The sequence below is a fragment of the Pedobacter sp. GW821-FHT01D05 genome, from assembly GCF_059422505.1.
The window spans coordinates 388,740-415,425 of the sequence record NZ_JBWKXA010000003.1; the positions used below are offsets into that span (position 1 = coordinate 388,740).

General features: G+C 38.4%; 25 protein-coding genes and 1 tRNA gene. 12 read left to right on the plus strand and 14 right to left on the minus strand.

Features of this window, described 5'->3' with window-relative positions:
• Positions 1-174: 174 nt before the first annotated feature.
• The 4 genes from AC07VK_RS13895 to AC07VK_RS13910 form a co-directional block, all read right to left on the minus strand.
• Entirely contained in the window at positions 175-3,369 is a 3,195-nt protein-coding gene (locus tag AC07VK_RS13895) for an efflux RND transporter permease subunit (protein WP_492961148.1), read from the minus strand.
• A gap of 65 nt (positions 3,370-3,434) precedes the next feature.
• Complete coding sequence (locus tag AC07VK_RS13900; RefSeq protein WP_492952675.1) at positions 3,435-4,502, minus strand: efflux RND transporter periplasmic adaptor subunit; 1,068 nt, start codon at positions 4,500-4,502, stop codon at positions 3,435-3,437.
• A gap of 2 nt (positions 4,503-4,504) precedes the next feature.
• On the minus strand, positions 4,505-5,845 hold the full coding sequence (locus tag AC07VK_RS13905; protein ID WP_492952676.1) for a TolC family protein: 1,341 nt from the start codon (positions 5,843-5,845) through the stop codon (positions 4,505-4,507).
• Between the two features lie 91 nt (positions 5,846-5,936).
• Positions 5,937-6,548 (minus strand): TetR/AcrR family transcriptional regulator, encoded by a 612-nt coding sequence (locus AC07VK_RS13910; protein ID WP_492952677.1) that lies wholly within the window; start codon positions 6,546-6,548, stop codon positions 5,937-5,939.
• Between the two features lie 197 nt (positions 6,549-6,745).
• On the opposite strand from AC07VK_RS13910, the gene AC07VK_RS13915 reads away from it, so the two are divergent.
• The 5 genes from AC07VK_RS13915 to AC07VK_RS13935 all read left to right on the plus strand — a co-directional run bounded on the left by AC07VK_RS13915 (position 6,746) and on the right by AC07VK_RS13935 (position 9,332).
• The gene (locus AC07VK_RS13915) at positions 6,746-7,156 is read left to right on the plus strand and encodes a sterol desaturase family protein (protein WP_492961464.1); all 411 of its coding nucleotides are present in this window, start codon (positions 6,746-6,748) and stop codon (positions 7,154-7,156) included.
• A gap of 10 nt (positions 7,157-7,166) precedes the next feature.
• Complete coding sequence (locus AC07VK_RS13920) at positions 7,167-7,382, plus strand: hypothetical protein (RefSeq protein ID WP_492961150.1); 216 nt, start codon at positions 7,167-7,169, stop codon at positions 7,380-7,382.
• 68 nt (positions 7,383-7,450) lie between these two features.
• Positions 7,451-7,615: a hypothetical protein gene (locus tag AC07VK_RS13925; RefSeq protein ID WP_492961152.1), complete on the plus strand. Its 165-nt coding sequence runs from the start codon at positions 7,451-7,453 to the stop codon at positions 7,613-7,615.
• Between the two features lie 41 nt (positions 7,616-7,656).
• The gene (gene murB / locus AC07VK_RS13930; RefSeq protein ID WP_492961154.1) at positions 7,657-8,673 is read left to right on the plus strand and encodes a UDP-N-acetylmuramate dehydrogenase; all 1,017 of its coding nucleotides are present in this window, start codon (positions 7,657-7,659) and stop codon (positions 8,671-8,673) included.
• Between the two features lie 128 nt (positions 8,674-8,801).
• Complete coding sequence (locus AC07VK_RS13935; protein WP_492952681.1) at positions 8,802-9,332, plus strand: RNA polymerase sigma factor; 531 nt, start codon at positions 8,802-8,804, stop codon at positions 9,330-9,332.
• A 378-nt stretch (positions 9,333-9,710) separates the two neighbouring features.
• Here the strand turns inward: AC07VK_RS13935 and crtID are convergent, their stop codons facing one another.
• Both crtID and AC07VK_RS13945 read right to left on the minus strand, forming a co-directional pair.
• Positions 9,711-11,192, minus strand: coding sequence for a bifunctional phytoene desaturase/3,4-desaturase (gene crtID / locus AC07VK_RS13940; RefSeq protein WP_492961156.1), 1,482 nt, complete (start codon positions 11,190-11,192; stop codon positions 9,711-9,713).
• Between the two features lie 284 nt (positions 11,193-11,476).
• A complete protein-coding gene (locus AC07VK_RS13945; protein ID WP_492961158.1) occupies positions 11,477-11,689 on the minus strand; it encodes a GIY-YIG nuclease family protein in 213 nt (70 codons plus the stop codon).
• Between the two features lie 217 nt (positions 11,690-11,906).
• Here AC07VK_RS13945 and AC07VK_RS13950 point away from each other — a divergent pair, with 217 nt between their 5' ends.
• From AC07VK_RS13950 to AC07VK_RS13960, 3 genes are all read left to right on the plus strand, one after another.
• Positions 11,907-12,437: a hypothetical protein gene (locus AC07VK_RS13950; RefSeq protein ID WP_492961159.1), complete on the plus strand. Its 531-nt coding sequence runs from the start codon at positions 11,907-11,909 to the stop codon at positions 12,435-12,437.
• Entirely contained in the window at positions 12,438-13,127 is a 690-nt protein-coding gene (locus AC07VK_RS13955) for a lycopene cyclase domain-containing protein (RefSeq protein ID WP_492961161.1), read from the plus strand. It abuts the gene before it with no gap.
• A 935-nt stretch (positions 13,128-14,062) separates the two neighbouring features.
• Complete coding sequence (locus tag AC07VK_RS13960) at positions 14,063-14,305, plus strand: cytochrome b5 domain-containing protein (protein ID WP_426327404.1); 243 nt, start codon at positions 14,063-14,065, stop codon at positions 14,303-14,305.
• Here AC07VK_RS13960 and AC07VK_RS13965 read toward each other — a convergent pair.
• Complete coding sequence (locus AC07VK_RS13965; protein ID WP_492961163.1) at positions 14,292-15,119, minus strand: helix-turn-helix domain-containing protein; 828 nt, start codon at positions 15,117-15,119, stop codon at positions 14,292-14,294. The genes AC07VK_RS13960 and AC07VK_RS13965 overlap by 14 nt on opposite strands.
• An 85-nt stretch (positions 15,120-15,204) precedes the next feature.
• On the opposite strand from AC07VK_RS13965, the gene AC07VK_RS13970 reads away from it, so the two are divergent.
• Genes AC07VK_RS13970 through AC07VK_RS13980 form a run of 3 tightly spaced genes read left to right on the plus strand, consistent with a single transcriptional unit; the run spans position 15,205 to position 19,199 of the window.
• The gene (locus tag AC07VK_RS13970) at positions 15,205-16,542 is read left to right on the plus strand and encodes a TolC family protein (RefSeq protein WP_492961165.1); all 1,338 of its coding nucleotides are present in this window, start codon (positions 15,205-15,207) and stop codon (positions 16,540-16,542) included.
• A 1-nt stretch (position 16,543) separates the two neighbouring features.
• Positions 16,544-17,611: an HlyD family secretion protein gene (locus AC07VK_RS13975; protein WP_492961167.1), complete on the plus strand. Its 1,068-nt coding sequence runs from the start codon at positions 16,544-16,546 to the stop codon at positions 17,609-17,611.
• The gene (locus AC07VK_RS13980) at positions 17,604-19,199 is read left to right on the plus strand and encodes an MFS transporter (protein ID WP_492961169.1); all 1,596 of its coding nucleotides are present in this window, start codon (positions 17,604-17,606) and stop codon (positions 19,197-19,199) included. Before AC07VK_RS13975 ends, AC07VK_RS13980 begins: the two co-directional genes overlap by 8 nt.
• 211 nt (positions 19,200-19,410) lie before the next feature.
• Here AC07VK_RS13980 and AC07VK_RS13985 read toward each other — a convergent pair whose 3' ends face one another.
• Entirely contained in the window at positions 19,411-20,331 is a 921-nt protein-coding gene (locus AC07VK_RS13985; RefSeq protein WP_057931291.1) for a PfkB family carbohydrate kinase, read from the minus strand.
• 144 nt (positions 20,332-20,475) lie between these two features.
• Here AC07VK_RS13985 and AC07VK_RS13990 point away from each other — a divergent pair.
• A tRNA-Asn gene (locus AC07VK_RS13990) sits at positions 20,476-20,549 on the plus strand.
• A 696-nt stretch (positions 20,550-21,245) separates the two neighbouring features.
• Here AC07VK_RS13990 and AC07VK_RS13995 read toward each other — a convergent pair.
• The 6 genes from AC07VK_RS13995 to AC07VK_RS14020 all read right to left on the minus strand — a co-directional run bounded on the left by AC07VK_RS13995 (position 21,246) and on the right by AC07VK_RS14020 (position 26,561).
• Positions 21,246-21,779: a nitroreductase family protein gene (locus tag AC07VK_RS13995; RefSeq protein ID WP_492961171.1), complete on the minus strand. Its 534-nt coding sequence runs from the start codon at positions 21,777-21,779 to the stop codon at positions 21,246-21,248.
• 59 nt (positions 21,780-21,838) lie between these two features.
• Complete coding sequence (locus AC07VK_RS14000) at positions 21,839-22,282, minus strand: nuclear transport factor 2 family protein (protein WP_492961173.1); 444 nt, start codon at positions 22,280-22,282, stop codon at positions 21,839-21,841.
• A gap of 53 nt (positions 22,283-22,335) precedes the next feature.
• Complete coding sequence (locus AC07VK_RS14005; RefSeq protein WP_492961175.1) at positions 22,336-23,337, minus strand: VOC family protein; 1,002 nt, start codon at positions 23,335-23,337, stop codon at positions 22,336-22,338.
• A 294-nt stretch (positions 23,338-23,631) separates the two neighbouring features.
• Positions 23,632-24,489: an SDR family oxidoreductase gene (locus AC07VK_RS14010; RefSeq protein ID WP_492961177.1), complete on the minus strand. Its 858-nt coding sequence runs from the start codon at positions 24,487-24,489 to the stop codon at positions 23,632-23,634.
• 115 nt (positions 24,490-24,604) lie between these two features.
• Positions 24,605-25,183, minus strand: a complete 579-nt coding sequence (locus AC07VK_RS14015; RefSeq protein WP_492961179.1) for a Crp/Fnr family transcriptional regulator — start codon at positions 25,181-25,183, stop codon at positions 24,605-24,607.
• Between the two features lie 475 nt (positions 25,184-25,658).
• A complete protein-coding gene (locus AC07VK_RS14020) occupies positions 25,659-26,561 on the minus strand; it encodes a PhzF family isomerase (RefSeq protein ID WP_492961181.1) in 903 nt (300 codons plus the stop codon).
• Between the last annotated feature and the right edge of the window lie 125 nt (positions 26,562-26,686).

The window sequence follows — 26,686 nt, forward strand, 5'->3', positions numbered from 1 at the left end:
TTTGTTTGAAGACAACATTGTATAATTATCTGGGCATCAAAAGTTATCAGTATCGGCTGGTGAAAAATGAAATGGTTCGTGAGGACATGAACCATGGCGGCGTTACGTTTGAAACTCCACAAAAAAGCCCCGATTTGGGATCGGGGCTAAAATGATTGTTAATCTGGGTGTTTATTAATGTCCGTGATCTAAATCGTATTCGTTTACATCTTTGTGTTTATATGGTTCAACCATTAACTCATCGATTGTTTTTCCTTTTTTGTTGAAACCAAGACGTTCTAACATTCTATCGAATATTAAGTATACTACTGGTACCACAATTAAGGTTAAGAATAATGAACTGGTTAATCCACCTACAATAACCCAAGCCAAACCATTTTTCCATTCGGCACCAGCACCGCTTGCCAATGCAATTGGAAGCATACCGAATACCATGGCTATAGTTGTCATTAAGATTGGCCGTAAACGTGCGTGGTTGGCCAATACAAGCGCTTCTTTAGTCTCTTTACCTTCAGCTTTTAAGTGGTTGGTAAAATCGACCAGGATAATCGCATTTTTTGCTACCAGACCCATTAACATAATTAAACCTAAAATGGTAAAGATACCGATTGAGTTATTGGTTAAAGCTAAAGCTAACAATGCCCCGATTACCGCTAAAGGAAGCGAGAACATTACCACCAATGGATAGATAAAACTATCGTAAAGCGCAACCATAATCAGGTAAACCAAAATGATCGAAGCCAATAAAGCGATACCCAGGGTACCAAAACCTTCGCTCTGGTTTTCCTGATCACCCGCCCAGCTATAACTTACGCCAATTGGGGCTTTAAGTTTGCCATTTTTTTGCAGCTCTTCCAGTTTCGCCTGGAACTCAGCAACCACGGTTCCTGTTGGTCTACCGATTGATTGTGCCTTAACTGATACTGAAGTAGATTTATTTAAACGCTCCAACTGACTTGGGCCCGAACCTTCTGTAATGGTTGCAAACTGTGATAACTTAATCTGTTTACCATCGCTGTTTACAAAAATCAGGTTACGCACGTCATCAATGTTCTGGCGGTTAAAGTTTTGATACTGGATATTGATATCGTACTCGTACTCACCTTTACGGTATTTACCATCAGTATTACCCGCAAACGCTGTTTGCATGGTAGAACCTACCGTTTGTAAAGTTAAGCCAACTGCCGACATCTTATCGCGGTCTACCTGAACGTTAATCTCAGGAGTTCCCTTTTCTACCGATAATTTAATCTCGGTTGCACCAGGGATAGCGGCGAGCACTTTTTGAGCACCTTCAGCATACTTCAATGCGCTGTCTAAATCAGAACCCATTACCACCAATTGGATCGGTGCGTTTTCTGCAATACCCAAAATACTGATCGGAACGGTTTTAACTTTTGCACCAATTAATTCTTTCGCTAATGCACGGCTCATTTTCGTTGCGAAAATATCTGAAGAAACACCTTCACGTTGATCGCGTTCAACAAGCTTAACATTAATCTCCGATTTATAGGCTGTAGCCTGTGTACCACCAAAATCACCGGTCGATTGTCCAACTGTGGTAATTAACTGTGTAATTTCCGGTTGTTTGTCTAAGAAAGCTTCAGCTTTTTGTGTTAAAAAGTTGGTTTGCTCTAAAGAAGCATCTTTTGGTAGCTCTAACTGCACCAGGAATTCACCTTTATCTGATTTAGGGAAGAATTCCGATCCGATAAAACCACCTACCAGTAAACCGCATGAACTTAAGAACATCACCACAACCATAACTAATGTTAAAGCTTTGTGGTTTAACGACCATGTTAAAATGCTGGTAATCCAAAGCGTAAATTTCTTTAACTGTTTTTCGAACCAAAGAATAAAACGGCCGAATAGGTTTTTACCTTCAATACGTTCTAACTTACCGAAACGAGAGAAGATAAGTGGTACAATGGTAAATGAAGCTACTAACGAAAGTAAGGTTGCAATAATTACCACAATACAGAACTGACGTAAGATGTTCGATACCAGACCTGTACTTACCGCAATCGGGAAGAACACAACCACAATTACGAAAGTAATAGATACTACGGTAAAACCAATTTCTCTTGTTGCATCAGATGCTGCTCTTACCTTGTTTTTACCCATCTCCATATGTCGCTGGATATTTTCCAGTACCACAATCGCATCATCTACCAGGATACCTACCACGAGTGATAGACCCAGTAACGACATTAAGTTTAAGGTAAAGCCGAATAAGCTGATCCCGATGAAGGTAGCGATTAACGAAACCGGAATCGATACCATTACAATTAACGCGTTACGTAAACTGTGCAAGAAGAAAAGCATTACGAAAGCCACCAGGATAACCGCCAGGATTAAATCGTGGATTACCGCATCAGCTGATTCTAAGGTGAAGATTGAACTGTCGTTAACAATTCTAATGTCTAATTTATTTGCTGCGTATTCTGTTTTAAGTTTGGCAATAATGGCGTGTACACCTTTACTTACTTCTACCGCATTTGCATCACTTTGTTTAATGATCTGGATGGCAATAGATGCTTTACGATCAATACGTGCCAGTTTTTCAGTTTCTTTTTGCGAATCCTGAACGTCGGCAACGTCACCTAAACGGATCTGTGCACCATCTTTGGTCGTGGTTAGAACGAGGTTTCTCAACTCTTCCATACTTCTGTATTTACCCGATAAACGGATTAATACATCCTGGTTTTGGGTTTTAACACTTCCTGTAGGGAAATCAAGATTGGAGCTCAGAATCAGTTGTTGAACCTGAGGTACCGAAAGGTTGTATCCTTGTAGTTTATCAGCATTTAACGAAACCTGAATTTCGCGTTCCGAACCACCAACCAGGTTAACCTGTGCAATACCGCTCACCCTCGAAATTACGGGGGCAATACGTTTATCGATTAAATCGTAAAAGGTAATATCATCCATATTGGCTGATGCCGACATGGTAATTACCGGTAAATCATCCAAAGAGAATTTACTTAATGATGGCGTTTTTACATCCTCAGGCAGATCAGAAAGAATGGCATTTACCTTTCTTTGTGCATCATTTAAGGAAATATCGATGTTTGCCGCATCAGTTAAGGTGATGGTAACTGTAGATAAACTCTCAAACGATACAGAGTTGATTTTTTTGATGTTTTCCATCGATGATACCGCATCCTCAATTTTTTTGGTTACGGTATTTTCAACCTCATTTGGTGAAGCACCAGGGTAGATGGTCGAAATAGATACTACGTTGTTAGAGAATTTTGGAAGTAATTCATAACCCAACGAAAAGTAACTTAGTAGCCCAAGCAAAGTAAGTGCGGTAAACACCACAATAACCAGCGAAGGCCTTTTTATAGATATGTCTGTTATCTTCATTTTAATAAGTATTGCGTTTTGCGATTGGCGTATCGCGTTTTATAGCCAAAAAATCCCTCTCTAACTTATTTTACGATACTAACGGCAGTACCCTCAGTTAAGTTAATCTGTCCGCTGGTGATTACAGTTTCACCTTCTTTTAAGCCATCAAGAATTTCAACATTGTCTCCTAAAATACGGCCAGCTACCACATTACGGGTTTTAGCGGTATTGTTAGCTTTATCCAATACAAAAACCTGGTTGCTGCTTACACTACCTACAAATGAAGTGCGTGGAATCAGGATGCTAGGCGCCTGTTTAGGGAACTTAAATATTGCAGTTCCGTACATACCCGCTTTTAAAGTATTTTTATGGCTGTTCTCTACTTCAATTTCGATCGGGAAGTTTAGTGTTGCATCGGCTTTAGCAGCGATGAAAGTTACTTTTCCGGAGAAATTATCAGTCGGGAAAACAGAAGATTTAATGTCGATCTGATCGCCGATTTTAAGGTTGGCAACTTGCGATTCGTTAACGTTTACTTTCAGTTTTAATTTAGAAACATCAACAAGTTCGAACATCTGTGTACCCTGAGTATTTACAAATGCACCAACTTCAATGTATCGTTTGTTTACAATACCGTTAATTGGCGATTTAATGTTTGCATCACTCAGTTTACGTTGCGAGGCCTGTAAACGCAATTTTGCATTTCTTGTAGCCAATTTGGCCTGATCTAGCTGTTGTTGCGTAACACCACCAGTTGAGAATGAGCTTTGGTATCTGGCTTCATCTCTCACTGCATTCTGGTAGTTAGCCTCAGCAGTTTCTCTATCAGTATTGATAATTTCAGCGTCAACGCGGGCTAAAACCTGACCTTTGCTTACGCGGTCACCTTCATCAACATAAATAGCCGTAACACGACCTGCATTTTCTGATAAGAAGTTAAGTTCTTGTTTAGGAATAAAGTTTCCGTTTGCGCTGAAATCTAAATTCACAGCTTTTCTCTCTACCTGAGCAACACGAACGGCAACAGCGCCACCACCTTTAGCAATGAAAGCAGTTTTTTCTTCGTTCTTCTTTTTATTGTTGCTTAAAACATAAGCTATTGCACCAAGGGCAACAACAACTACGATAATTATGGTAATTACTCTTTTCATTTCTATTGTACTAGCGATTTAATATTTCCGTTTGATTTGATTAATTGTATTTCGGCTATTTTGTAATTCAATAAAGCCTGTGTATAACTGTTCTGCGCCTCAGTAAGTGCATTTTCTGTATCCAGAAGATCGGTTAAAGAAGCTAAGCCATTGTTATAATTGTTTTGTGTGCTTTTGTAAATTTCCTGCGCCAAATCCGCGTTTTTACGTTGCGATTTAATGGTGTTGATGTTATTGCGCAATTGGATTTTTGCGTTCTCATAAGCCAGATTTAACGAGTTCACAGATTCTTTTCTGCTCTCTCTTGCTTTCTTGATATCCACATCTGCCTGGCGGATTTTTGAACGTGTTAAAAAACCGTTGAAAATTGGCACTTTCAAAGTCAGACCAACTGCCGATGCGCCATATCCGATTGCAGCAGCATTAGACTTTAGGAAATCGAAACCATCACTTTGGCTCGAGTAGGTATAATTACCCGTTAAAGCCAATGATGGATAATATTCGGCAACGTATGCCTTTCTTTGCAGTGATAAAAGTTTATCCTGATTATCCAAAAGTTTAACCTCTGTTCTGTTTGCCAGATCGATAGAGTCTGTAAATACAGGTAAAGTAGTTACCTCTGTTAATTCGGTAAATGGTAAGCTGATCGGTGTAGAAACCGGCATACCCATCGAGAATTTTAACTGATTCTCCAATTGGGTAATGGCATTAATCACCTGCTCACGCTGTGTATTCAGGTTCGTTAGGTTTACGTTGATCCTGTCAACATCGATTTTTCTAGCTAAACCATTTTTAAACTGGTTTGAAACAATTTTTTCTACAATTTTGACATTTTTAATATTGGTATCAATTACGTTTAACTGTTGTCTGTTTACCAAAACCTGGTAGTAATTGTTGGCTACCAGTTCGATAATCTGTTCTTCCGTTAATTTTGAAGTAAGGTTGTAATATTCCTCACTTGATCTCGCAGCCTGTAAACCAGTAAAAACCTGTTGGTTGAACAATTGTTGTGAAAGCTGAACACCTGCAGTCGAATTCCAGTTCTGGCCTAATTTAATCGCCTGTGTCTGCCCGCCGAAATTAGCAACAAGCTGACCGATAATAGGATTATAGGTTAAACCAACATTTCCTGTAATTTGAGGTAAGGCCTGTGCCCTAACTTCCTCCACCTTGTATCTCCCGCCTTCAATATCCAATTTCGAGTTCCGGATCTTGGTGTTGTTTTGGAGCGCATAGGTTAGCGCATCTTTTAAGGTAACTTGCTGCTGAGCAACTACCAGCTGCGGTAAAGCCGAGCCGATAATGAGTATGAGCATTAATTTTACCGTTTTTACTCTAAGCATAATGTATTGTTTTTTTGTTTTTGGGTTCTTATGTATTTAAAATTTGCGGCCCCTTTACAATTGGTTTATCATTTGTTGCGGCCAGCGTATTTCAGTCTGAACATCGTAAGCCTCTCACAAATATGGTGGTGAGGTTTTTTTGCTTCAGTGTCATTTTGTTTAATGCTTTTTTATCGGGGAAAAGATCTTTTCCGGTTTCCATAATACACATGGTGCTAAGGCCCATCAAACTTTCCAGATAAAGTTCTGCAACATGGGCAGTATCATCGTGCTCAATTTCTCCCTTTCCTTTTGCCTGGCTAAAAATTTCTGCGAAGAAATCTTTTTCCGAGCTTTTAAGCGTCTGTAATTTGCCTTTAATCACATCATCGTTCAATAAATCAGGAATACCTTCCGTAATCCTTAACATGTAATATTTTTGGAAGAAAGTGTTCCTCACTTCTATGATGCTAAAAAGGATGTCTTCTAAAGGCTGATCTGGATTGTATTTCTTTTTGATCAACTCAAAAAAGTCGTTAAATACCCTTTCTATTACCCCAATAATTAAATGCTTCTTATCCGGGAAATAATAATAAAGCGATGGTTTGGAAACGGAAAGATCTTCTGCAATATCGTTCATTGTGGTTTTACCAATACCAAAATGGATAAAGCGTTTTATAGCGCCATCAATAATTTGCTCTCTCTTTTTATCGGCTACAATCATTTTACTTTTCTACTTTCTGACTTTTTTAATATTTTAGTCAAAAATAGTGCTAAAAAGTGATTTGTTATGAAAGGTTTGTTTAAAAGTGTATTAAGCTTACAATTTAATGACACAATTTTGATTCTTGCGCTGTTTATATATCTTTACAAACCAATCGTTTAGAAAATTTGTCAGCGTTAATCAACATCTTTATTGTATTGTTTACCATCATAGGCATGGAGTGTTTGTCCTGGTTTATACACAAGTATTTGTTCCATGGACCACTATGGTTTATGCATAAAAGCCATCACCAAAAAGCAAAATCATTCTTCGAATGGAACGATCTGTTTGCCGTACTATTTGCTGCCCTGTCTCTGTATTTAATGTATATCGATCGCCATAATTTAGGGTATAGATTTTTTATCGGATTAGGTATTACCTTATATGGCATGATCTATTTCATAGTGCATGATTGGTTTGTGCATAGGCGGTTTAAAACTTTTAAAAGCAACAACACTTATTTGCAGGCGGTACGGAAAGCGCATAAGATCCATCATAAAAATAGGGGCAAAGAAGAAGGCAAGGCTTTTGGGCTATTATTTGTAAGGAAAACGGTATTAAAAAACTAAATTACATGATATGAAAAATTGTTATCTGTTTCTTCTTTTCGGAATTATTTGCTTAGCCTTATATTCATGCCATAAAAAAACAGATAAAGACCGCGCTATTGCACTTGTAGAAGCTAAATACGAAAACAGTAATCAGGATTTGAATTTTGATAGTTCCAAATTAGATAGCCTTTACAATATTTCTCCTCAGGCTTATGCTGATAGTCTAAAAAAGGAAATGAGTTAGATGATACTTTAGCTGTCCTCGAGAGTGAGATAGAGCATTTAAGTCAGACAGAGTCAGATAGTGTAGGCTTGATTAGTGCAAAACTCACCAAAGAAAGATACCGTTTATTGGACGTTGCCAAAATCAAACCAGCTTTTGTCGGCTGGAAACTTTCGAAAGTAGTAGCTGAGGGAGAAAAAGCGGACACTTTAAGCTTTAATTTCGATAAGGGGATAACCAAAATCGTTCCTTAACTATTTTTTATTTTACTTTTGCAGCATAACCCAGAATCAATATGCTTCAAATCCAGGAAAATATTTCGTTAAAACCATATAATTCGTTTGGTATCGATGTTAAGGCAAGCTACTTTGCCGAGATATTTTCTGAAGCAGATTTAGCCAGGCTGTTTAAAAACGAAATCGTAAAATCTCAAAAGCTCTTAGTTATTGGTGGGGGAAGTAATGTGTTATTTACTCAGGATTATAAGGGATTGGTTGTTAAAATCAGCATCAAAGGCATCGAATCCAAAACGTTTGATGATAAAGTATTGGTAACAGCCGGTGCTGGTGAAGTATGGAACGATTTTGTGAACTACTGCGTTGGACATCATTTTGCTGGTGTAGAGAATTTAAGCCTGATCCCTGGTACAGTGGGTGCATCGCCAATACAGAATATTGGTGCTTATGGGGTAGAGCTTAAAGATGTTTTCGAAAGCTGTAGCGCTTTTGAGATCAAAACCGGGAAAATTAAAACCTTTACTTATGATGATTGCCATTTCGGTTACCGCGAAAGTATTTTCAAAGGTGAGTTGAAAGGCCAGTATATTATTACATCCGTTACTTTCCGTTTATCGGCGGAAGCGAAAATTAATACCTCCTATGGTGCCATTGAAACCGAGCTGCTGAACAGAGGGATCGAAAACCCGGATATTGCCGATGTTTCTGCCGCTGTATCACATATCCGAGTAAGCAAACTGCCCGATCCGTCTACTATTGGTAACGCAGGTAGTTTCTTTAAAAATCCAGTGATCGAAAAATATGAATTTGCTGATATTGTGGCGAAACACCCCGATGTGGTACACTATCCTACAGCTGATGATAAAATTAAATTGGCGGCCGGCTGGTTAATTGAGCAATGTGGCTGGAAGGGTAAAGTGGTTGGCCAAACAGGTACCTGGAAAAACCAGGCTTTGGTTTTGGTTAACCACGGACATGCGACTGGCACAGAAGTGTATAATTTTTCTGAACAGATTATAGACAGTGTAAAGTCTACTTTTGGAGTCACTTTAGAAAAAGAAGTAAATATTCTGTGACGAAAGCCTGCCCTTATGTAGTTGCACGCTTTTAACACCATGCCAGAAAATTTTGGTACTAAGTTTGTTTAGGTTTATGCGAACGAACAATAATTTATTTGTTTTTTATCTACCTAAAGCTAAATATCATGACAAAATTTGAATTCAATCATCTGGTTAATCATCACTCGGTATCACTTAGATCTTATGCTTTAAATTTTACTAAAGACGCAGAAGACGCAAATGATTTGGTTCAGGATACCATGCTGAAAGCGATCACTTATTACAATAAGTTTAAAGAGGGTACGAATTTAAAAGGCTGGTTGTTTACCATCATGAAAAATACTTTCATTAACAACTATCGCCGACTGGTGAAAACAAATACTTTAATTACACAGAGTGAAGATATATCTTCTGCAAATCTTTCTTATAGTGCAACTAAAAATCAGGCAGAGAGTAAATTTGTGTTAGGCGATATTGATAAAGCCCTTTCGCAATTGCCTGAAGAGTATTATGTGCCTTTTATCCGTTATTTTGAAGGGTATAAGTACCACGAAATTGCAGATATGTTAGCTATTCCGATTGGAACAGTAAAAACGCGTATCCACGTAGCAAGAGGTATTCTTAAAAAATATTTAAAAACCTATTCTAAAGAAATTGCCAGTACAGAAGTGGCTTAAGATACATCCATCGAAAAACTAGAGGCTCAGATTTATCTGGGCCTTTTTTGTTCGAGAAATCTATTTAATAGATCTCTCCATTTCGCTGCACTACAGTCGAGACGATTAGTGTTTTTATCTAAATCGTAATTTGAGGAAAGGATACTTTAAATTTTCTAAGCAAGTTATTTCCAAAACACCGTAAAAAGCAAAAGGCCTGAAAATTCAGGCCTTTTTGCTTATCATATATTTGGTTAGTTGATTCTTATTTTTTCTTTCAACAATTCGCCTTCTCTCTTATTTCGAAACAAATGCAAACCCCGAACGATTATGCGTTTTGAAGCTTTTTTGCAGTGTTTTTGTTTTGTGGTTATAAAGATAAGGGAAATTTTAAATTTGTCAAGCTTTTTTTAACTTTTTTTTTATTTCTTTTGCTACCACTTGCCCAGAGATGATTGCAGGTGGTACACCAGGCCCCGGAACGGTTAATTGTCCGGTGTATAAAAAATTTGTTACCTTACTTTTCATCTTCGGTTTTAAAAAAGCCGTCTGTTTCAAAGTGTTTGCTAATCCATACGCATTTCCTTTAAAGGCATGGTAATCTTCCACAAAATCATTCATGGCATAACTGCGCTTAAACAAAATATTTTCGCCAATATCGTTTCCGGTTAAATCTTTAAAGCGTTCAATCAATAAATTAAAGTATTCTTCCCTTTTACTTTCGCTATCTGCTAAATCAGGTGCTACCGGAATTAAAAAGAAAAGGTTCTCGCAACCCTCCGGTGCTACGGTTGGATCGGTTACGGAAGGACAACATGCATAAAATAGGGGTTTTGATGGCCATTGTGGATTGGTGTAGATTTCTTCGGCATGTTGATCGAAATCCTCATCAAAGAATAAATTGTGGTGTAATATATTGTCTAGTTTTTTATTTAATCCGATATAAAATAAAAGGCAGGAAGGAGCCATGGTTCTTTTGTCCCAATACTTTTTACTGTAATTGCGGTAAGGTTTATCAAAAAGATGTTGATCGATATGGTGATAATCGGCATTGCCCACCACAAAATCGCTTTTAAAATTGCCTTTATTGGTAATTACAGCCTCTGCAATATTATTTTTAACTTCTATTTTGGTTACTTCGGTATCGAAAATAAATTTTACACCCTGCTCTTCTGCAATTTTTTGCATGGCCATTACAATTTTGTGCATACCCCCCGTTGGGTACCAGGTGCCTAAAACCAGGTCGGCATAGTTCATCAAGCTGTATAAAGCAGGTGTGTTTTGTGGCGTGGCCCCTAAAAATAAAACCGGGAACTCTAAAAGTTTCCTCAAGCGCTCATTCTTGAATAACCGGTAAACATGTTTCCGCATATTGCCCAAAAGCTGCAGTTTGATGCCGCTAACAGCCAATCTGGGGTCGAAATATTCCATCACACTGTGCGAAGGCTTAAAAACATACTCATTCATGCCTACATCGTACTTGTATTTCGCCTGATCAAGAAAATGTTTTAGGTTTTTGCTGCTTCCTGGCTCTAGTTTTTCAAATAAAGCATATAAATCATCTAATGTTGCAGGAACATCAATAGTGTCCTGTTTGCCAAAATAAATGCGGTAAGAAGGACTTAATCTTTTAAGCTCATAAAAATCGGAAGCGGTTTTATTAAAGATATTGTAATAGCTTTCAAAAACATCAGGCATCCAGTACCAGCTTGGGCCCATGTCGAAAAGGAAACCGTCTTTTTGCCAGGTTCTGGCCCTGCCACCGGCCATTTCGTTTTTTTCGATCACCGTAACATCACAACCATCTTTAGCCAATAAAGCTGCTGCAGCCAAACCTGCAAAGCCAGCACCGATAATGGTAATCCTGGGTTTTTTCTCCATGGTGTAAATAAAGGAATTTTATTGCGTTTTGTTTTTGTTTTTTGTTATTCTGAACGCAGTGAAGAATTTTCTTTTGTTAGAAGTAATCTTTATGGGAGCATGATTCAATCGATAGTTTGGGTAACTGTATTTCATCAGTTGGAGATCCCTCGCTATGCTCAGGATGACACTATGGCGCCAAGATCAACAAATGATTTATTCTTCAACAATCATATCATTAAGAAAATCCCAATTTTTGTTTTCAAATTCAATTAACGCATTCTTTTTAGCTCTTGTCCAGCCTTTTATTTCTTTTTCGCGTTCAATAGCATATTCAATGTGTTCAAACCGCTCAAAATAAACCAGGTAGTGGCAATTGTATTTATAAGTAAAAGCAAATTTATTTTCTTTATTCTCGATATGTGTCTAAGTCTTGCTTCCAGATCGTTTGTTACTCCGGGATAAACCACGGTTTTGTTTTTATTGATTAAGATGTAAACGAAATAATTATGAGCCATTGTTAAAAATAAATGTTTTTATGATTTTAACTAAAGTGTTTTGTCATTCTGAACGCCGTGAAGAATCTGTTTTTCGTAAGCAGTTACTTAAGTGAGTCTATAGCTTTGAAGGTAAGGTGGTCTAGGTTCTTTATTTCATCGGTTAGAGATCCTTCGTTGCACTCCGGATGACAATTGGAGCAAATGAGCTTAGCTTTTCTTACCTTTGCTCAAACTCATGATTAAATTACGAATTATATTTTTTCTGCTATTTGCAGCAAGCCATATTACTTACGCCCAGTTATCTACCCAAGAAATTGCGATATTAAAAACGAATATGGTTAAAGCGGTAGAAAACTCGAAGCTAACCGACTCATTGTTTACCAAGTTAGACAAGCTGACCAATAAAACCGCGTTAATTACTGGTTACACCGGAACGTTAGAGGCGCTTAAGGCTAAGCACTCATGGAATCCGTATAACAAGATCAAGTATGTGGGCCGATCGCTCAAAACCATGCAAAAAGCGATTGATATGGATAAAGAAAATATGGAGATTCGCTTCATGCGGTTTTCTATTGAGTTTTATACGCCTTCTTTTCTCGGCTTTAGTAAAGATCTAGCTCAGGATAAAAAAGAGATCCTTAAACATTATCAAAATGAAAATTTTGGTCTAGCCGATCGTGAACTGGTTAAAAATGTAGCTAAATTTATGATCGATAGTAAAAAATGTACGCCAGCTGAAGTTAAAATTTTGACAAAATATCTTTAAATGAATTATACCTATCTACTTATCAATCTTGCTGTAATTTTCTTTCCCCTGGTTTTATCTTTCGATAAAAAGGTTCATTTTTTTAGCAAATGGAAGTTTGTATGGCCTTCGATATTAATTACAGGTCTGGTATTTTTAATTTGGGATATCCTGTTTACCAAACTCAAAGTGTGGTCTTTTAATCCGGATTATCTAATCGGTATAAATCTTATGGGGCTGCCTCTAGAAGAGATGTTATTCTTTTTAACGGTTCCTTATGCCTGTGTGTTCATTTACGAATGTTTGAATGCCTATTTCCCAAAAAACGACCTGCAAAAGTATAGCCTTGCATTAAGTAACCTGTTCCTGGGGCTTTGCGTGGCCATTTTATTTTTTGGTTATAACAGGTGGTATACACTGATCAATTTTGGCTTTTTATTTATGGTGCTGGCTTATGTAGAGTATGTAAATGTGGAGTTCAGGTTTATGTACAGGTTCTACAGGGCTTATCTGGTTTCACTTATCCCATTTTATATCGTTAATGGATTTTTAACTTCCATTCCGGTTGTGTTGTACAACAATCAGCAGAACTTGGGCTTTAGGGTGGGGACTATCCCTTTCGAAGATCATTTTTATTTAATGGGCTTGTTGTTGATGAATATTTACCTGTACGAAGTTTTTAAAAGCAAGGGTGGTAAAAGCCAGGCCTAAAATAAAATTGTTTTTTTGGGGGAACGTATGTTTAGTAGCTCTTGGCAGGGTTCAGTCCCGCTTTTCATTGCAATCGGGTTTAAGAACAAGGGGTTGTGCACCGTGCAGCCATACAAATGAAATACTGCTGTGGCCACTTAGCCCCGGTTGCAGCGTTACCCTGCAGCAACGAGGCACGAGGAAGCGAAGCGTAAAAGCGGAAAACGGGAAGAAACTTGGTGTTTTTTACAGGCCAGGCGCTCCAAATAATATTAGTGTTTTAGATTAGAAAATGATTGGGCTGCGGTACTTGGAGGCTGGCAGTCCCGCCTTATGCTTTACTCCGTTGCACTTCGTGTTCGCTCCAGTCGGGTTTAGAAACAAGGGTTTGTGCACCGTGCAGCCGTACAAATGAAATACTGCTGTGGCCACCTGGCCCCAGTTGCAGCGTTACCCTGCAGCAACGAGGTACGAGGCAGCGAAGCGTAAAAGTGGAAAACGGGAAGAAACTTGGTGTTTTTTACAGGCCAGGCGCTCCAAATAATATTAATGTTTTTAGATTAGAAAATGATTGGGCTGTGGTTCTTGGAGGCTGGCAGTCTCGCTTTATGCTTTACTCCGTTGCACTTCGTGTTTGCGCCAATCGGGTTTAAGAACAGGGGTTTGTGCACCGTGCAGCCGTACAAATGAAATGCTGTCGTGGCCACCCAGCCCCGGTTACAGCGTTACCCTGCAGCAACGAGGTACGAGGCAGCGAAGCGTAAAAGTGGAAAACGGGAAGAAACTTGGTGCTTTTTACAGGCCTTGCGCTCCAAATGGGAATAATAAATTGAAATCTCCAGTGTAAAGGTCTTCGACTCCGCTCAGACTGACAATGGCTTCAGTAAAAAGGATGTCATCCTGAGCATAGTCGAATGACAATCTTTTTTAATTATCTTCAACCCGAAATTAATTAAATGGATTTACCCAGCTATACCAAACAGCAACTCGCTTTACGCAACGGACAGGATAAACCTCAAATATGGGTGGCTTATAAAGGTTTAATCTACGATATGACCGATAGCAGGCTGTGGCGGAACGGTAAACATTATGAGCACTGGGCCGGACAGGATTTAACAGACGAACTGCCCGATGCACCCCACACTGAAGCTGTTTTTGAGAAATTTATACCGATTGCTATACTGGCTACACCAAATTAATTTTAGTCAGGGTTGATTGCTTTAGCGCTTTAAACTCCGAGGGCCTTTTGCCCACCATTTTATAAAATGTGTTGCTGAAAGAAGAGATGCTGTTATAACCCACCTGATAGGCAATTTCGCTAATGGTGGCATCGCTTTCCAATAATTTTTCCATAGCTTTTATCATTCTGGCCAGTTTTAGGTACTGAAAGAAAGAGGTATCTAAAGCCGATTGAAATAATCTAGATAATGTACGTTCGCTAAAGCCTGTGGCCTTGCCCACACTTTCTAAACTCATACCATCATCGGCTAGCCCTTCTACAATGTGCTTTAATACAGGTCTTAGTCGCTGGTTATCGGTGGTTGGGAGTGCTATAGGGAGTGGGTGTTCGCTTACTACGGGTAGAATGTTTTTAAGCGTATTTAAAAAATCGTATTCTTTGGTCTGTGGTACAATATTGCCGTTCCAGCGCTCAGAAAAGAGAAACATCTCGAGCAAAAGGTTATTTACAGGATAAATCCCAATCTGTTTATAAAATGGATTTTCTTCATCTGTATGGGTATCGAAATAAATATTCCGCACAATTGCCGCGTGGTAACGGTGCTGTAAATGGTGCTCGACGCCTGCCGGAATCCAAACGTAATGCCGGGCGGGGAGGAAATAAGATTTCTCCTTAGTGTATAGAAAAATGATGCCACCCTCTACATATGTGAGCTGTCCTTTTAAATGCGTATGGTCTTGAAATCGGTCTTCGAACCTGCTATGCCAAACATACATGGTTTCTGGTTTTTCGTCGATTGCAAATAAAAGGTCTTCGTTGCTAACTTTTATCATTTGGCTGGTTTGAATAAATATCTGTCGGTTTAGATAAAACAAAGTAACAAATCTGTATCGAAATTTGCATCATTAATTAACAGATATGAATTTCAACAAGAATAAAAGAAGCTTTTGGTTGTGTATACTTTTTCTTTTATCATCAATTTTTGTTCATGCACAAGCTGTTCCAGATCAAAGCAATTTTACCATCAACCAGATTTGGGCATTAGCAGATAGCAATAATAAAAAGATTCAAATACAGGGCTTCAATGTGCAGGCAACTGATATGCATGTAAAGGTGAGCAAGTCAGAGAGACTACCAGAGGTGGCTGCTGAAGGTATTTATGCGCACGTTTTTCCCTTGCCGATTTACGAAAACGGATTGTTTCATACACCTGGCCAGTTTCCGGTGGTGCCCACTTATTACAAAGCTGGTGCTGATGCCTATTTCAATATTTATAACGGAGGGAAAACCACAGCCGAAATTAATACATCGAAAGTAGAAAGTGAATTGAGTAGGATACAAAAGGGGCAGAGCAAGCAGGAAATTCATTATACTGCAGCGGTTTATTTTTATGATGTTTTCAGGAATATCTCCTATCAGGTTTTATTGGAACAAGACATCCGCGACGGCGAAAAGCAGCTGGCTGAAATCAATCAGCTCTATAAAAACGGTACGATATTAAAAAGTGATGTGTTAAGGGCTGAGTTGCGCCTTTCTAAACAACGTATGCTATTAACCGAAATTAACAACAGCATTAAAATTGCGAAACAGAAACTCAATATCTTGATCGGGAGAACAGATGATGCACCGCTGAATCCACAAATTTTGGACAATGAAACAGATGCCATTGCGCTAAAACAGGTTGACGAATATTTTAACGATGCCAAAGCATCATCTTATAAAATACAGATTTCGGAAAAAGAGCAGGCTTTGGCCAAGCTGAAACTGAAAAATGTGAAATCGAACATTATGCCTTCTCTGGGTTTCTTTGGCGAGTACGCTTTTGCTTATCCGCAGATCCAGTTTTACCCTTATGCACTTTCACTTTACGGTACAGGTATGGTAGGATTGAAACTTAAAATCCCGATCTCATCCTGGTACACCAATCAACACAAGGTAAAAGAAGCGGAGATCAGGGTGTATCAGCAGGAGGTTGAAGATCAAGATGTGAAAGATCATATCCGATTGGAAGTGCAGAAAAATTACATCCTTTACAAAGAATCGGTACAACGTATTGCCCTGGCTGAAGAAAATATTAAACAGGCTGCCGAAAGTTACCGCATTGTGCAGAATACCTATTTCAATCAGTTGGCGCTTTTAACCGATCTGCTGGATGCCGAAACCCAATTATTGCAATCGAGGTTCGAACTCACCACTGCAAAAGTGAATGCCAAAATACAATATTATCAATTACAAAAAGCTGTAGGAAACTTATAAAATGAACACACAGAAACAAACTAAAGCCGATAAAATCATCAGTAGAATCACCACCATAATATCGCTCATCGTGTTGGTGGTGTTGGTGATATGGGGTGGGAAAACGCTCTTTGGCTATATTAAATATGAAGAAACCAACGATGCTCAGGTGGATGAATATATTAATCCGGTAACGGCAAGGGTGAGCGGTTATATCAAAGATGTAAAGTTTGAGGAGAATGGGGATGTGAAAAAAGGCGATACGCTGGTTTTGATAGACGATAATGACTATACCGTTCAGGAGGATGAGGCCTCGGCATCTTTATTAAATGCCCAGGCACAGGTTTCTGTGCAGCAGAGCAACATTAAAACCGCCCAGAGCACTGCACTTGTTGCTGAAGCTAAAATTGCTGCCGCCAAAGCCAAACTCTGGAAACAGCAGACCGAGTATAACCGTTATAAAAAACTGTTCGATGCTGAATCGGCTACTCGCCAACAGCTAGAAACCATAGAAAGTTTGTTGCAGGTGGCGCAGGCAGAATACCAGGCGGCTAAAGAAGATTATGCTACTGCTATTTCGAGGATAAACGACATTAAAGCGCAAAGTGATGTGTTGCAATCTGAAATAAAAAGAAGACAAGCTATTATGAAAAGGAATAACCTAAACACCTCTTACACGGTTATTTTAGCGCCTTATGATGGTAAAATGGGTAGAAGAACCATTCAGGCAGGTCAATTGGTTCAAACCGGCCAAACCATTGCCTATATTGTAGACAGAAGCGCAGGGAAATGGGTGGTGGCTAACTTTAAGGAGACCCAGATTGCGAAAATGCATGTTGGCGAAATGGTAAATGTTGAAGTTGATGCTTTTCCGGGACAATCGTTTATGGGCGAAATTGAATCGCTTTCTGCTGCTACGGGATCGAGGTTTTCGTTACTGCCGCCAGATAATGCGACCGGGAACTTTGTGAAAATTGCGCAACGTATCCCTGTGCGTATTCGCTTAGATAAACAGGGTCGTGATGTCGATTTGTTGAGTGCAGGAATGAGTGCAAGCGTTAAAGTGAAAAGAGACGGGAAAAATGACTGATCATTTGACCATCTTTAAAGCAAGAGTACCCGAGTGGCTAGTAATACTGAGCGTTTTTGCGGTGCTTTTATCTTCGGTATTGCTTTTTGCATTGTCAACCGCCGATGGCACAGCAGCTGCAGGTTATTATGGCGCAAGTGCTTCTGATATTCAGTTTTCGTTATTGATGTTTTATGCAGCAGTGGCCAGTTTCGCGGTAGTAGAGCGACGTTTTTTTGCCCGCGTGGTTACTAAAGATTACCTCTTGATCTGTATTATTTTAGAAATCCTGATTGCTTATTGGTGTTACCAAACGCGCGAAATCTGGCTGATTTTTGCCTTAAGGTTTTTACAGGGCATCATAAACTGCGGTCTAACCAGCATTTCGCTCAACTTGCTATTTAGCAGGCTAAAATCGGAGTACGCAAAAGAAACCGGCTATACCATTTTTTACGGAATGATTTTGTGTGTATCGCCCGTTACCGCCCTGTTCTCCGTGCCTATTGTCGAGAATTTTGAATATAATGTGGTGTACAAAGCGATCATATTTTGTTTTTTGCCTAGTGCCATCCTGCTTTTTAGTATCATGAACAGGGTACATATTTTACGCAAAACACCTTTGTACAAAATAGACTGGATGAGTTTTGTACTCTTCGCAACAATGCTGGTGTTAATTGCCTATGTACTTGTTTATGGGCAACAATACGATTGGTTGGATGATTCGAGTATTCTGTACTCCATTTTTGCCATTCTGTTTTTGTTTGTGGTTTCGATAGCCAGGCAGCAAACCTTGAAAAGGCCGGCGGTTGATCTGAGTATTTTCAGGTCGCGGAATTTTGCCATCGGGATTGTCTTTTTGGTTATTCTGTATATTATCCGTGGAGCTTTCAGTTTAACTTCCTCATACTTTATTAACGTTTTGAGTATGGATTCGCTGCATGCCAATGAAATCATGGTCTTTAATATCGCTGGGGTAATGGTAGGATCAATAATCGCGATCCGCTTTCTTATCCGCCAGAAACATTTACGGGTACTGTGGATAACTGGTTTTGCATTTCTTTTTGTATTTTTCTTCTGGATGTGCCAACTGTTTGCCAGTGAGGCCGGAACAGATAACTTTTACTTGCCCTTGTTTATGCAGGGGGTGGGGGCGGGGATGGTCATGTCGCCGATTGTGATGTTTATTATGTCGTCCGTGCCAGAGAATATGAGCCAATCTGCATCATCGGTAGGTGTTTTCGTGCGTTTTTCTACTTTTAGTTTAAGTTTAGCTTTCATCAATTTTTACCAACTTTATTTCAAAGGGCAACATAACGACGCCTTGCGTAATACACTTACATTGGTGGATTTTAACCTGCCTGAAAGAATAAAAATGTACCAATCTGCCTTGAGCAGTAGGGGAATGCCACGCGATGAGGCTGGTAAAGTGGCAATTGGTTTGCTGAATAAGGCTGTGCAAAAACAGACCTTTCTGCAGTTTTGTGTAAGCTATTACGAATGGATTGCAGTATTGTGTTTCTTAAGCATTATTCTTATTGTTTTGCAACCCGTAATTAGTAGAACAGTAATTAACTTGAGGAATAAACAACCTTCAGCGGCTGGGTTTTAGGTTGGTTCTCAATTTGCAATTTTCAGTTTGCATAATCTATTTAAACAGATTTCTCAGCTTCTTTGCATTGGAAAGATATTAATAGAAAGCTCGTTATTACGCTTATGGGAATGACGATCCCCTGTAAATAAAAAACCGCAGATATAAAGAAATGTACCTCTAAATCTGCGGTTCGTTTATTTGCAATTAAAACTGCAAACCGTATAACTTACTATACTTCTATAGTGAAAGCACTTAAGCTTACAAATTCCTGGATTCTTGCTGCCACTTCTTCATCGGTTAAATTTAATAACCTTTCCGTTCCAAATTTCTCTACGCAGAAAGAAGCCAGTGCAGAGCCATAAATGATCGCGTTTTTCATGTTATTGAAGTTGATTGTACCCACTTTAGCCAAATAACCGATAAAGCCTCCTGCAAAAGTATCGCCGGCACCAGTTGGATCAAATACTTCTGCCAAAGGCAAAGCCGGAGCGGAGAAAATCTGATCTTCATGGAATAACAATGCACCATGCTCGCCTTTTTTAATGATCAGATATTTTGGTCCCATGGCAAGGATTTTTTTAGCAGCTTTAACCAATGAGTATTCGCCCGATAACTGACGCGCTTCGGCATCATTGATCGTTAGTACATCTACCATTTTAATGGTTTCCAGTAAATCATCCATCATAATATCCATCCAGAAGTTCATGGTGTCCATTACGATTAATTTCGGGCGGTTTTTAAGGCGTTTAATTACCGTTTGCTGCACCTGTGGGGTTAGGTTTCCTAACATCAGGTATTCGCAGTCTTGATAGCTCTCCGGGATAATCGGGTCGAAATTTTCCAGTACATTCAATTCCGTAATTAAAGTATCGCGGCTATTCATGTCGTTATGGTATTTTCCAGACCAGAAAAATGATTTTTCACCTGCTTTAATCTGTAGTCCTTCGGTATCAATACCGTGTGTGGTGAAGGTGTTAATGTCTGATTGATGAAAATCATCACCTACTACTGCTACAATTTTTGCTTTATTATAAAAGTAGGACGCCGCTAAACTTGCGTAAGTTGCTGCTCCACCTACAATTTTATCTGTTTTTCCGAAAGGAGTTTCAATAGCATCAAAAGCTACAGTACCTATGATTATCAGGCTCATATCTATGTGTTGATTTTTTTTTAAAATTTTTCACTGCAAATATTGCATAAATAATTTAAAAGCCCTAATATTGCATTCCCAAAACGAACAAGGGTATGTGTGCTGTATAGTGCAAAGAACCTCGTTTTAGGAAACGACCAGTACTCCTTCTTAGCTCAGCTGGTTAGAGCATCTGACTGTTAATCAGAGGGTCGCTGGTTCGAGCCCAGCAGAGGGAGCAAAGCCCGCAACGAAAGTTGTGGGCTTTTTTGCATTTAGGACTGGGCGAGAAGTTTATCCTGAGTGCAGACGAAGGGAGCCCAGCAGAGGGAGCCAATGCCCTTCACGATATCGTGAAGGGTATTTTTGTTTTTAGCTGATTTTCAAATCGTTGCATACTGTAAATAAAGGCCGATTTTTGGTTCGAGCCCAGTGTCTGCACCCATACTGTGCAAAGCCTCTAAAATTCTCAAACTTGCTTTGCTAATGCCTTCTAAGCGAATAGATTATAATTTATATTCTCGGCTTTTTTGGGTCCGATGCTGTTAGATTCAATAGGATTGCAGGTTTTGCTGCCATTATAGAGTTTAAACGCGTGTTCAGAAAAGAAATAAACTAACTGGCTGCTGCTTTTGGAAGTGGTCTGGGCTTTTTGAGGAGCAAAAGAGCTGCTTTGGAGCGTATAGCCTTTGGAACCATAGCATCCGGATCATAACGCTGAAGCGGAAAGGCTCTAAAAAGATAAAGCCCCAGATGACTGGATAGTGTGGTATAGGGTGGACGCTTTTACTAAAATACACATTTTTAATGGCTCTCTTTATTAGTGGTAATTTATCATAAAAAAAAAGTCACAAATTCTTCCATCGGTTTGCGTACTTTTTCATTCTTCAAATTCCAGTCGTTTTCGTCGTCACGATAACCGACTGCCAAAAGCATTAACTTCTTAGGCCTTTTGAAGGTAAGCTAAGAAACTCATCAAGACCGGCAGGATCGAAACCTTCCATTGGCGTTGTATCAATTCCTTGTGATGCGGCAGCAACCATTGCCAATCCTAAAGCAATATTTGCCTGTTTGGCTGCGTGATGAAAATTTTCTTCAATGCTCATATTTCCGAAAAACGCTTTAGCAAAGTGCCTTTGTCTTTCGTAAGATGCAGATTCAGCGTTTCGTTTTGAAATTAAATGATCAAAAACGTGGTCTATCCTTTCCTTTGTATATTCGTCCCAAACTGTGAAAACTAAAAGATGTGAAGATTCAACAACCGGAGCTTGATTCATTGCAATCGGCAGAATCTGCTTTTTGATTTCAGGATTGCTGATGACGAAAATTTCGTAAGGCTGTAATCCGATTCCTGATGGGGCGAGATGTGCTGCTTCTAAAATCGTATTGATCAGCTCTTCCGAAACTTTTTCGCCTGTCATTCTTTTGACTGCGTATCGCCAATTTAAAAGATCTATAATGTTTTTCATGATTTATAATTTATTAAAATCAAGGGAGTTAATATTCAATTACCTTGATTTATTTTAAATTAAAGAATTCCTAACTGACCCAAAAGTATGGTTGCTGCAGTGTAACAATGGAACGATTTTATCTTCCCATTTTCGATTTTGAAAACATCACAACAAGGTGTCTGCATTATTTTGTTTGTAGCCGGAATCGTTCCTGAAGGTAACTGAAGCGGGCCTTTGTGAGTCCCATTTAAAGATAATTCTACCACCACTGTATTTTCATTTTCTAAAACATACAAGTCATACAATTCTCTGTGCATATCCGGGAAAGCTGTTGCATAAATATCTACTGTTTTCCCAATGTCTTGTCCGTAATATTTAGTTCCTGCAGATACATCCCAGAAATATCCGTCTCCTGCAAAAAGGTCAACAAAGCCTTGTGTATCCTGTTCTTCTGCGATTCTGTATAACTCACGGATTAATTTTTCGTTCTCTGAATTTTGATTGATTACTGAAGCTTTCATAATTGATTTTTTAAAAATTGTTAATTGTTATTTTGAGGTGTAATTTAATTTGGTTATTTGTCCACAAAAACATAAAGTTTAATTGCTTTTCCGTTTTCGAAAACAAAAAGATCCATTCCGGTTACGGCATTTGGCTTTTCAAGAGTGCCGTTTTGCCAATACAATCTTGGAATGTTATGATTAACGTCTATCGCTTTGATATGAGTAAATCTTGAGTTTGGACTTTTCTTTTGCAAATCATCAACAAACCCGTTGATTTCTTTATGCCCGACTGCGATAAAATGACTGTCAACCATTTCGATGTTGTCTGCATAGACTTCTTTCATTAATTTTTCACGTTTTGTTATGTCTCTCTCGTTCCAAATTGCCAAGTGTAAATCGACTAATGAACGGATTTCTGATTCTGATAATGTTTTCATATTTTTAGAAGTATTTGATTTTTCTGAAGGATTTTTAGGAGACCATAAGATTGTTGCGGGATTATTTTTTTCGTAGCCTTTTCCGTTTGGATATGAAACCAGTTCCATTTTAGAACCCCAGGGTGTTGTAAAATATACCCAGCTCTCTCCTTGTGTATCTCCGGATGGTGTTAAAAAAGGTTCTCCCAAAAACTGAACGCCTTTGCTTTTTAAATAATTAACACTTTGCTTGATGTCATCAGTATAAAAAGCGATATGGCTTGCTCCTATATCGTCTCCGCCAGGTTGTAGATTGCTGCCTTTGTTATCTTTATATTCGAATAATTCGATGTTGGCACCAGTTCCTGCTTTTACCATTTTTATTGTAACCGGACCTGTTGCAGTCTGCATATGATTTATTTTTTTCCAGGCATCATCCAATGCAATTGGCCCTAAAGTAGTAACAGGAGAAAATCCCAATACATCTTTAAAAAATCTCACCGCCTGATTCATATTCGGAACATTAATTCCTATGTGATCTACACCAAGAATTCCCACATCTTGCTGTGCTTTAACTTGAGAAACAGAAGTTGACAATAATATAGCGCTTGCAATTGCAGTTAGATTTACTTTGATTTGTTTTTTTAAATTGTTCATCTTTTTAATTTTTTTGTTGTTTGATGAAGCAAATTTCTAACATTTCAATGTCTTCTACCATTGATAAAAGCTTGAAAAAAAAGCAAACAAATGTCAATGAAATGGATGATTTTTAATATTAAGCATTGTTCTAGCCCCGATTGCAACGGCATCCTTTTGTGGAGCAAAGCGGATCAAAAGATATAGTGGAAAGCGGGATTAAGCTCCTAAAAAAAATAGCATTGAGAAAATTTTAAAATCAAAAAAGGCTGGAATAAAAATATCCCAACCTTTAGTTATTATTTAAAGTTCTAATTATTCGCTGTATTTTGCAAGCCATTTAGCTTTAAGTTCGGCTCTTGCATTGATGAACTCTAAATCTGTTCCCTGAGCAACAGCATCTAATGGAAAGCGCAATGGACGAGAACCTTCTTTCATTTGTATCAATTCCAGAATTCCATCTGCAATGGTTTGAGGATTCATATTGAATTCTTTCATTTTTCCAAATAACGCTGCACCAATAGCATTAAACTGTTCTGTTGCAACCGGATTATAGGCATCAGAAATTTGAGGTTTATCTGAATTAACTCCTGCTTTTTCACCTGTGTTCATTTCGGTTGGATAAACGCCTGGCTGGATGGAAACATTATCAATATTGAACTGTTTTAATTCATCTTGTAAACCTTCTGTAATACTTTCCACTCCAAATTTTGAAGCAAAATAAGGAACCATAAAAGGTGAAGTGTGTGCACTTGCTCCAGAAGTTATATTAATAATCAACCCGCTTTTATGTTCTCTCATAGAAGGTAGAACTGCCTGATAAGTTCTGATCACTCCATAAAAATTAACTTCAAACATCTGGCGGATTTTATCCAAACTGTAAGCTTCCAATAATCCGAATCCGGAAACGGCTGCATTATTGACCAATACATCAATTTTGCCATATTTTTCAAGTGTTCTCTCAAAAGCGTTGGTTACGGAAGAATTATCTGTAACGTCTATTTCTACTACTTCAATATTAGGTTTTGAACTGAGTTCTTTTGCAACCGTTTTATTTTTTTCGTTGATGCCACGCATTCCTGCAATTACGGTATAACCGGCGTTGGCAAGAGTAGCTGCAGTCAATTTGCCAAATCCTGTACTTGTTCCTGTGATGAAAACTGTCTTATTCATTTTATTAAATTTTGATTGTTATTTTAATAAGACAAAAATGCAGTCACAGGGGATTGTTTTCCATTGACAAAAGCTTGAAAAAATAGCAAACAAATGTCAATGAATTGGACGATTTTTATTTCTTCACCATGTTCCTGCGGAGTCTGGTAAGGGTTTCTGGAGTAATGCCGATGTAAGAAGCAATCATATGCTGAGGAATTCGGTTAACGATATGAGGGTATTTTTCAAGGAAATTCTGATATTTTTCCTCTGCGGTAAAACTGATATTAGCCAAAATTCTGTTTTGAGAAACAATAAAACTTTTCTGAATGATCTGATTCACCATTTGATTAAGCTGTGGAATTTGTGAACATAATTTTTCAAAATCAGTCTTTTCGATCAGAAGTAATTCGGTGGGTTCTATTGCATCAATATTTAAGCGAGACGGAGTTCCATTAGTAAGGCTTTCGCGATCGCCTGTCCAATAATTTTCGGGAGCAAAATTGATGATATATTCTGTGCCATTCTCGGCGATAGAAAATGTTTTTACCAATCCTCTACAGATAAATGCATTGTAATGCCAAATATCGCCTTCCTGAAAAAGAAATTGTTTTTTGCGGAGCTTTTTTACTTTGCAAACGGATTCAATTAATTGCATTTCGTCGTTGGAAAGCTCTATCTTATCGGTAAGGTATTTTTGGAAAATCGCGAACATTTATAGCATATTTATACATCAAATTTATAAATAAAAACTGTTTAAAGTTCTTGCTCCAATAATCACTTATTAAAGACTTTTAATCTTTCATGACCGCTCAATTTTTTGTGGAACAATAGTTTTTATACCAGATACCTAATTCATATTCTTCAGAATAATAAGCTCACTTCTAATCTTTAACATTTTTGCAATAATTAAATTAATCAATTATTTTTTTCTAGATAATTCTCGTTAATCCTAGAGCCGATTAATAATTGAAAAAAAATGTTTTAGAAATTAATGATTTGAGTGAATTAGCTCAGCTGGTTAGCGTCCCGATACATCGGGATTAATCAGAGGGTCGCTGGGGAGTAGATCCCGATTCGCCGGGAAGCCCAGCAGAGGGAGCCAAAGCCCGCAACGAAAGTTGTGGGCTTTTTGCGTTTAGAGGGGGGGTAGGCGAAATTTATGCTGAAATGTTTAAAGCCTTTAATTGTTATATTTTAATTTCAGTTTTAAAAACAACCGTAGCATCACCTTTTATCTTAATTAGCGAGGGTAGACCATTTTCAATTCCGACACTAACGCTTATCATTCCGAGCCTGTTTATCTTTTCTCCTTGTTTACCATTGAATTCGAAGAGGCTATCCTTAAAATCAACAATTTTATTTTGTATAAGGTATCCGCCTAATGGTCCGTTTGCATTACCTGTAACCGGATCTTCATTTATTCCGATTGCAGGGGCAAACATTCTTCCGTAGGTTAATATGTCATCATCATCCGAGTCAAATGTGAATACAAAATAGCCATTGCAATTAATCTGTTTACTTCGGTCAATCAAATTATTGTAATCAGGGGTAAGATTGTTCAGCTTTTCTCTGCTTTTTATCCCGATCATCACTTTTGAATGTCCTGTAGAAGCAATCTGGACCGGGCATCTTTCATCAATATCGTTATAATGAAGTCCTAGCGCTGATAATATTTGTTGAGTGGTAGCGGGATCGAATATCGGGCTGAGTTCAAATTTACCTTGGGTCATTATAATTTGGTAATCCTCATTTTTTTTGACGATCTCAAAAGGAAGTGTGCCAACCTTGGTTTTATATTTCAAAATACAAGCGTCTAAATTGTATTCAATAGCTTTTGCATACATCGCGGCAATTGTAGCGTGGCCACAAATGGGAACTTCCGATGTTGGTGTAAAATACCTGATTAAGCCATCAGAATCATTGTCGTCGGGAGAAAAAAGAAAGGCTGTTTCAGAATTGTTTAATTCTTTGGCAATCTGTTGCATTTGAGCATCAGTCAGCCCATCGGCATCTACAACTACGCCCGCCGGATTTCCGCTAAATCTCTCCTTTGTAAAAGCATCTATCTGGTATATTTTATACGTTTTCATATCGTTTAAGGTTCGTTTTAGGCTTTATCTTCTATGCGCAGTTTGCTTGTTGCGTAAACTGCATCTGGTTCAAATATATTCAATTTAACAAGCAGGATCCTGGTGTTTTAATGGATATGACGGAA

Coding starts and splice junctions, on each gene's coding strand:
- AC07VK_RS13920 (WP_492961150.1), top strand. CDS start 7,167: ATGAAAAATTGTTATCTGTTTCTTCTTTTCGGAATTATTTGCTTAGCC.
- AC07VK_RS14010 (WP_492961177.1), bottom strand. CDS start 24,489: ATGAATAAGACAGTTTTCATCACAGGAACAAGTACAGGATTTGGCAAA.
- AC07VK_RS13945 (WP_492961158.1), bottom strand. CDS start 11,689: ATGGCTCATAATTATTTCGTTTACATCTTAATCAATAAAAACAAAACC.
- AC07VK_RS13955 (WP_492961161.1), top strand. CDS start 12,438: ATGAATTATACCTATCTACTTATCAATCTTGCTGTAATTTTCTTTCCC.
- AC07VK_RS13980 (WP_492961169.1), top strand. CDS start 17,604: ATGACTGATCATTTGACCATCTTTAAAGCAAGAGTACCCGAGTGGCTA.
- AC07VK_RS14020 (WP_492961181.1), bottom strand. CDS start 26,561: ATGAAAACGTATAAAATATACCAGATAGATGCTTTTACAAAGGAGAGA.
- AC07VK_RS13970 (WP_492961165.1), top strand. CDS start 15,205: ATGAATTTCAACAAGAATAAAAGAAGCTTTTGGTTGTGTATACTTTTT.
- AC07VK_RS13975 (WP_492961167.1), top strand. CDS start 16,544: ATGAACACACAGAAACAAACTAAAGCCGATAAAATCATCAGTAGAATC.
- AC07VK_RS13895 (WP_492961148.1), bottom strand. CDS start 3,369: ATGAAGATAACAGACATATCTATAAAAAGGCCTTCGCTGGTTATTGTG.
- AC07VK_RS14015 (WP_492961179.1), bottom strand. CDS start 25,183: ATGTTCGCGATTTTCCAAAAATACCTTACCGATAAGATAGAGCTTTCC.
- AC07VK_RS13905 (WP_492952676.1), bottom strand. CDS start 5,845: ATGCTTAGAGTAAAAACGGTAAAATTAATGCTCATACTCATTATCGGC.
- AC07VK_RS14005 (WP_492961175.1), bottom strand. CDS start 23,337: ATGAACAATTTAAAAAAACAAATCAAAGTAAATCTAACTGCAATTGCA.
- AC07VK_RS13910 (WP_492952677.1), bottom strand. CDS start 6,548: ATGATTGTAGCCGATAAAAAGAGAGAGCAAATTATTGATGGCGCTATA.
- AC07VK_RS13995 (WP_492961171.1), bottom strand. CDS start 21,779: ATGAAAAACATTATAGATCTTTTAAATTGGCGATACGCAGTCAAAAGA.
- AC07VK_RS13935 (WP_492952681.1), top strand. CDS start 8,802: ATGACAAAATTTGAATTCAATCATCTGGTTAATCATCACTCGGTATCA.
- AC07VK_RS13960 (WP_426327404.1), top strand. CDS start 14,063: ATGGATTTACCCAGCTATACCAAACAGCAACTCGCTTTACGCAACGGA.
- crtID (WP_492961156.1), bottom strand. CDS start 11,192: ATGGAGAAAAAACCCAGGATTACCATTATCGGTGCTGGCTTTGCAGGT.
- AC07VK_RS13950 (WP_492961159.1), top strand. CDS start 11,907: ATGATTAAATTACGAATTATATTTTTTCTGCTATTTGCAGCAAGCCAT.
- AC07VK_RS14000 (WP_492961173.1), bottom strand. CDS start 22,282: ATGAAAGCTTCAGTAATCAATCAAAATTCAGAGAACGAAAAATTAATC.
- AC07VK_RS13900 (WP_492952675.1), bottom strand. CDS start 4,502: ATGAAAAGAGTAATTACCATAATTATCGTAGTTGTTGTTGCCCTTGGT.
- murB (WP_492961154.1), top strand. CDS start 7,657: ATGCTTCAAATCCAGGAAAATATTTCGTTAAAACCATATAATTCGTTT.
- AC07VK_RS13965 (WP_492961163.1), bottom strand. CDS start 15,119: ATGATAAAAGTTAGCAACGAAGACCTTTTATTTGCAATCGACGAAAAA.
- AC07VK_RS13985 (WP_057931291.1), bottom strand. CDS start 20,331: ATGAGCCTGATAATCATAGGTACTGTAGCTTTTGATGCTATTGAAACT.